The 5,525-nt window shown below is 64.9% G+C and carries 3 protein-coding genes and 1 tRNA gene; 1 reads left to right on the forward strand and 3 read right to left on the reverse strand.

Translation table 11 applies throughout. The features are described 5' to 3' along the window. Positions 1-192: 192 nt before the first annotated feature. The gene (locus DBR23_RS17935; RefSeq protein WP_108499128.1) at positions 193-1,437 is read right to left on the reverse strand and encodes an integrase arm-type DNA-binding domain-containing protein; all 1,245 of its coding nucleotides are present in this window, start codon (positions 1,435-1,437) and stop codon (positions 193-195) included. Between the two features lie 175 nt (positions 1,438-1,612). Then, positions 1,613-1,689, reverse strand: a tRNA-Arg gene (locus DBR23_RS17940). A 192-nt stretch (positions 1,690-1,881) separates the two neighbouring features. Here DBR23_RS17940 and ybaL point away from each other — a divergent pair. Next, positions 1,882-3,621 carry a YbaL family putative K(+) efflux transporter gene (gene ybaL / locus DBR23_RS17945; protein WP_108499129.1) on the forward strand — a complete coding sequence of 580 codons (1,740 nt, stop codon included), beginning with the start codon at positions 1,882-1,884 and terminating at the stop codon, positions 3,619-3,621. Positions 3,622-3,812: 191 nt separating this feature from the next. On the opposite strand, the gene DBR23_RS17950 is transcribed toward ybaL, so the two are convergent. Further along, on the reverse strand, positions 3,813-5,525 hold a 1,713-nt coding region (locus tag DBR23_RS17950), incomplete at its 5' end, for a M14 family zinc carboxypeptidase (protein ID WP_369882131.1).

Below are 5,525 nucleotides of genomic sequence, written 5' to 3' on the forward strand. Positions count from 1 at the left end.
ACGCGCCGGCATTCGACGCTCGGCTATCTCAGTCCCGTACAGTTCGAGAAAGCTCAAGAAGCTTAGGTCGGTGTCAACGGAACCGGCAGCAGCCCACTCCCTTGTGCTCCCTAAAAAGGTGCCAGCCCAGCCCGTCAGGGGAAACGGTTTGTCGGGGATCAGCCTAGGGCTGGCGAATCGGTCAGCGTTGAATCAGGCCGCGCTATGCAAGGGGATCACATCGGCCCCTTTGCGCAGCTTGTCCAGATAGTCAGCCCACTCTTTCATCATCCTGCGCCGCTGCTCCATGAATTCCGCGCGGTCATAGGCTGCCCCCAGAGGCCCGGATTTGCCGTGCGCCAGTTGTGCTTCGATCACATCGGCGGATATGCCGTGGATGCGCTCAATCATCAGCGTCCGCGCCATCGCCCGAAACCCGTGTGCGCTCATTTCGTCGGAGGCAAAGCCCATGCGCCGAAGGGCTGCATTGATGGTGTTGTCGCTCATGGCCCGTTCGCCGGTGCGCAGGCTGGGGAACACATAGCGGCCATGGCCGGTGAGGGGCTGCAGCTCTTTCAGGATGGCGATGGCCTGCGGGGCCAGGGGCACAAAGTGCGGCCTGCCGTTGAGCTTCTGCGCCAGCCGCCGCTTCATGTCCTGGGATGGAATGGTCAGCAGGGCCTTGTCGAAGTCGATCCACGCCCATTCCATCTGCCGGATGTTGCCGGGGCGCTGAAAGAGCAGGGCAGACAGTGCCAGCGCCGCCTTGGTCATAGGCTGGCCGGTGTATCCATCAATGGCCCGCAACAGCTCGCCCGCCTTGGCAGGTTCCAGCACGGCAGCCATGTGCTTGACCACGATAGGTTTCAATGCGCCGTGCAGGTCAGTCACGGGGCTGCGCTCGCAGCGCCCGGTCTGCACACCGTAACGGAACACCTGCCCAGCGGTCTGGCGCAGGGTGTGGGCGGTTTCGTTGGCGCCGCGCTTCTCTACCTTGCGCAGTGCGTCTAGCAGCACGGGCGCGGTGATGGCGGGCAGGGTTAGCTTGCCGATGTGCGGGAACAGGTCTTTCTCCATGCGCTCGATCCACCGTGCCGCGTAGCGGGGGCTCCAGCCGCTGGCCTGGGTGGCGTGGAATTCGCGGGCCACCGCTTCAAAGGTGTTGGCTGCGGCTACGCGGGTTGCCAGCTTTTCGGCCTTCTTGGCTGCGCTGGGGTCGAGTCCTTCGGCCAGGAGTTCGCGGGCGTCGTCACGGCGCTTTCGGGCTTTGGCTAGAGAGACTTCGGGGTACACGCCTAATGCAAGTGTTTTGCGTTTTTCTGCGTGGGTGTAGTCCATGCGCCAGTACCTGCCGCTGGCCTTGACCAGCAGGTACATGCCCCCGCCATCGGCGTACTTGTCTCCGCTGGCTTTGCCGCTGTGCTTCACCTGTCGAACGAATGTGTCTGTGAGTGCCATTGCTTCCCCTGCTAACGGTATCTGGGGTGCGGTACTTCAGAGATACCGTCAGAGATACCGTTTTTTTGACGGTATCTCATGGTACGTAGTGAAATGGCCTGAGACAACAAAAAACCCGCAACGCTAGGAAACGTGCGGGTTCTGAGAGGTTGTGAGACTGTGTGGAGGTCTGTTTTGGCCTGCCCGGAGGGACTCGAACCCCCGACCTATAGCTTAGAAGGCTATTGCTCTATCCAGTTGAGCTACGGGCAGATGGATGTTGGCCGGCTGTGTGGCCGGACGGGCTTGCGGAGTGTCCGCATCTGCGTAACGCAGGACGCTAATCATACCCGCCCTGGCCCCTGCTCTTGGCGCTGCCGCAGGGGCGATTTTGCTGCCGGGATGGTGATGCGGTTATAACCGGGCCATCCCCCTTGACTGCCCCCCTCACTGGAGCATTTGCCCATGCCACACAGCGTCACGCTGATCCACACCATTGCTGCCGCCTTGGGCCTGGCGTTGGTGCTGGGCTTTCTGGCCGCCCGTCTGCGGCTGCCAGCATTGGTGGGGTACTTGCTGGCAGGGGTGGCCATCGGCCCGTTCACTCCCGGTTTTGTCGCAGATGCGGCCCTGGCCAGCCAGCTGGCGGAGATTGGTGTGATGCTGCTGATGTTTGGCGTGGGCCTGCATTTCTCGTGGGGCGACCTCCTGGCCGTGCGCAAGATTGCCGTGCCGGGTGCTGTGGTGCAGATGATCGTGGCGACGTCGCTGGGTATGGCGTTGGCCCTGTGGTGGGGCTGGGGCATGGGTGGTGCCCTGGTTTTTGGTCTGGCACTGTCGGTGGCCAGCACGGTGGTGCTGTTGCGTGCGCTGGAGACCCTGGGGATTCTGGACAGCTACACCGGACGCATCGCAGTGGGCTGGCTGGTGGTGGAGGATCTCGCCATGGTGCTGGTACTGGTGCTGCTACCCCCGCTGGGCGGATGGCTGGGAGGCGGCACCGGGGCCGACCTGGATGCTGCGCAGCTCTGGCGCACGCTGGGTTGGACCCTGCTGCAGGTCGGTGCGTTTGTGGTGCTGATGCTGCTGGTCGGGCGCCGACTGTTTCCCTGGCTGTTGTGGCAGGTGGCTCGCACAGGCTCGCGTGAGTTGTTCACGCTGTGCGTGGTGGCCGCAGCGGTGGGCATTGCGTTCGGGTCGGCTGAGCTGTTTGGCGTATCGTTTGCGCTCGGGGCCTTCTTTGCCGGCATGGTGATGCGCGAGTCCGAGTTCAGCCACCGCGCTGCGCATGAGTCGCTGCCTTTGCGCGATGCCTTTGCCGTACTCTTTTTCGTGTCGGTCGGCATGCTCTTCAACCCCGCCGTCTTGTGGGAGCGCCCACTGCAAGTGTTGGCAGTGGTCGCCATCATCATGCTGGGCAAGACGGTGGCCGCTGCGGGCCTGGTGCTGGCGTTCCGTTACCCGCTCAACACAGCGCTCACCGTATCGGCCAGCCTCGCGCAGATTGGTGAGTTCTCGTTCATTCTGGTCGCACTGGGTTCTTCGTTGGGGCTGCTGCCGCCAGAGGGGGCCAGCTTGGTATTGGCGGGGGCCCTGTTCTCCATGGCGCTCAACCCGTTGTTGTTCCATGCCATTGCACCGTTGCAGGGCTGGCTGCGCGCCCGATCGGCGCTTGCACGGCGGCTGGAGCAGCGGGATGACCCTTTGGCCGAACTGCCCACCAGCACCGATTCGCGTTACCTCGCGCGGCAGGTGGTTCTGGTGGGGTATGGCCGGGTAGGGCGGCGTGTGGCGGCAACGCTGGCGGCCAACGATATTCCGTTTGTGGTGGCGGAGCAGAACCGGGAGCTCGTGGAAGCCTTGCGGGCCGATGGCGTGGCCGCCGTGTTTGGTGACGCGGTGGAGCCTGCCGTGCTGATCCAGGCCCACATTGCACGGGCCGCCATGCTGGTGGTGGCTACCCCGGACGCGCTGCAGGTGCGCCAGATGATCGAGACGGCGCAGACTCTGAACCCGGGCATCGACATCGTGGTGCGCAGCCACAACGAGGACGAGGCCCAGCGGCTGGTGCAGGAATGCAGCCATGCCCAGGTGTTCCTGGCAGAAGATGCCTTGGCACAGGCCATGGCACGCCATGTGCTGGAGCGTGCCCGGGACCGCCAGACCCGCGCCACGCGGCCTGCGCCACTGCATGGACCGGCATGATTTGAAAGAAATCTGTCTGTAGCGCGAGAAGAATATGCCTAAATAGCTATTGAATTGATAGCGAAATTGCGACTGCAGCCACAGTCGCAGCGCAGCATCCGGGCAGCGTCCTCACGGAGCGTCCCATCTGCCCCCGCCAAGAACGCAGACCTCAGCCTCGCGCCATGCAGCGACCTGCCGCAAGGCACTGATCAATCTGTTTCTTCAAACACCAGCGATGGCACGGCCATCACGCGGGCGCTTTGGCCCAGGTCCTGGATCAGGTGGTTGGCAAAGTAGCTGTTCTGCGTGTCGGGCTCCAGCGCAGCCACGGCCAGGTTCGCACGCGGCTGATTCAGCGGCACATAGAAGCTGCCAGCGGGTGCGTCGATGGCGCTGCGCAGTGTGGACACCTGCACGCGAACGATGTCCCCGCCGCCAGCAATGGTGCCGATCACGTCCTGGCGGTTGCCGGCTTCGCGCGCGGTTTCGCGGTAGCTCTCGGCCAGGACAGAACCTGGCTCTGCCACCCGCATGACCTGGATGCCCAGCTGGCGCAGGCGTTCCACTGCACCGCTGGCTTCTGCCGACAGCCAATAGCCGCAGGGCCGCGCACGCACCTTGGTGTTGCGCAGCGTCAGCGATGAGTTCCAGTCCACGCGAATGCTGCGATCGGCGCCGGTCTCGGGGTCCAGAAATTCCAGGTCGCGCTGGGTGGGCGTGGCCTCCGCTTCAATAACCACCTGGTCGCGGCAGGCCAGGGCGCTGACGTCGCGGGCCACGAACGAGCGTACCTGCTCCAGGTTGGCCGCCCGCTCGGCGGTGGTCCGCAGCGCGCTGGTGATGGCGGTGACCTGGGCATGCACGCGGCGCTGGATGTGCATTCGGCCAATGCCCACCCCACGGGTCTCGATCAGCAGGCTGACCGTGTTCTTGAGGCCATGGACGTTGCGCCCCGTGTCGGGCTGAGTGCCCCCCATGGAGATGCGCTTGTCCTGCAGGTTGGTCGAGGTGGTGTAGTACCAGTCACTCGTCAGGCCCTGGGCCTTGAGGGCTGCCACCATGGGCTGGTGAAACCATTCCTGCGATGCCTTGGTGAGGAACTCCGGATAGTTGGCAGTGGTGGTGTATTGCAGCAGTGCGTCGTAGCGCTGGATGGCGTTGAACTTCTGCAGATAGCGGCCCACCACGGTGTATTCATGGGCGTCCACGACCAGGATGGGGCGGTAGTCGTTGATGACCTGCGCAATGGCGCGGGCCTCGGGCGTGTTGAGCAACAGGTGGTCGCGGTTCAGGTCCACGCCGTTGGCTGTGACGCGGGTGCCCACCTCGGCGCCATCGGGGTTGGCGCGGGGCACCACCACCACGTTGATGCGGTCCAGCAGCGGCTCGAGCAGGCCCTGGGCCAGCTCACGGCTGATGACCAGCAGTGCCTCACTGCCTGCGGGTTCGTCGCCATGCTGCTGGCCGATCAGCACAACGGTGGGGCGGCCGCTCTTGTCCAGGCTGGCAGGGTCTGTGCCTGCGGCACGGGTGAGCAGCAGGCCCTGGATGGGCTCGCCGCGTTGCGAGGTGCCAATCTGCAGCAACTGCGCGCGTGTGCCGCCACGGGGCACGCCGTCGCTCAGCCCGCGCAGCCATTGGCCCAGCTCGGCATTGGTGGTGAAGGCCCTGCGGTCGGCACCCAGGCCGGGTGTGCTGTAGACCACAGAAGGGTTGGGGAACCGCGCGGCCACCGCATCGCCATAGGGCGGCGCCATGGGCGCCTCGTCGCGCACCAAGAGCGGCGCGGACGGGGGCAGGGGGCTGGCCACCACGGCAGCCCGTTGTGGCGGCAGCTGCGAGGGCGTCTGCTGTCCCAGCGGTGCGGGTACTACCGTACCTTGTTGTACGCGCGGCAGTGGCGCGGGGGCGCTGCGCTGCTG

Origin of the sequence: Acidovorax sp. HMWF018, assembly GCF_003061035.1 — a bacterium.
In the GTDB taxonomy this organism is placed as follows: domain Bacteria; phylum Pseudomonadota; class Gammaproteobacteria; order Burkholderiales; family Burkholderiaceae_C; genus Acidovorax; species Acidovorax delafieldii.

Excerpts from the sequence above, each read along its gene's own strand:
- DBR23_RS17935 (WP_108499128.1), bottom strand. The coding sequence starts at position 1,437 with ATGGCACTCACAGACACATTCGTTCGACAGGTGAAGCACAGCGGCAAA.
- ybaL (WP_108499129.1), top strand. The coding sequence starts at position 1,882 with ATGCCACACAGCGTCACGCTGATCCACACCATTGCTGCCGCCTTGGGC.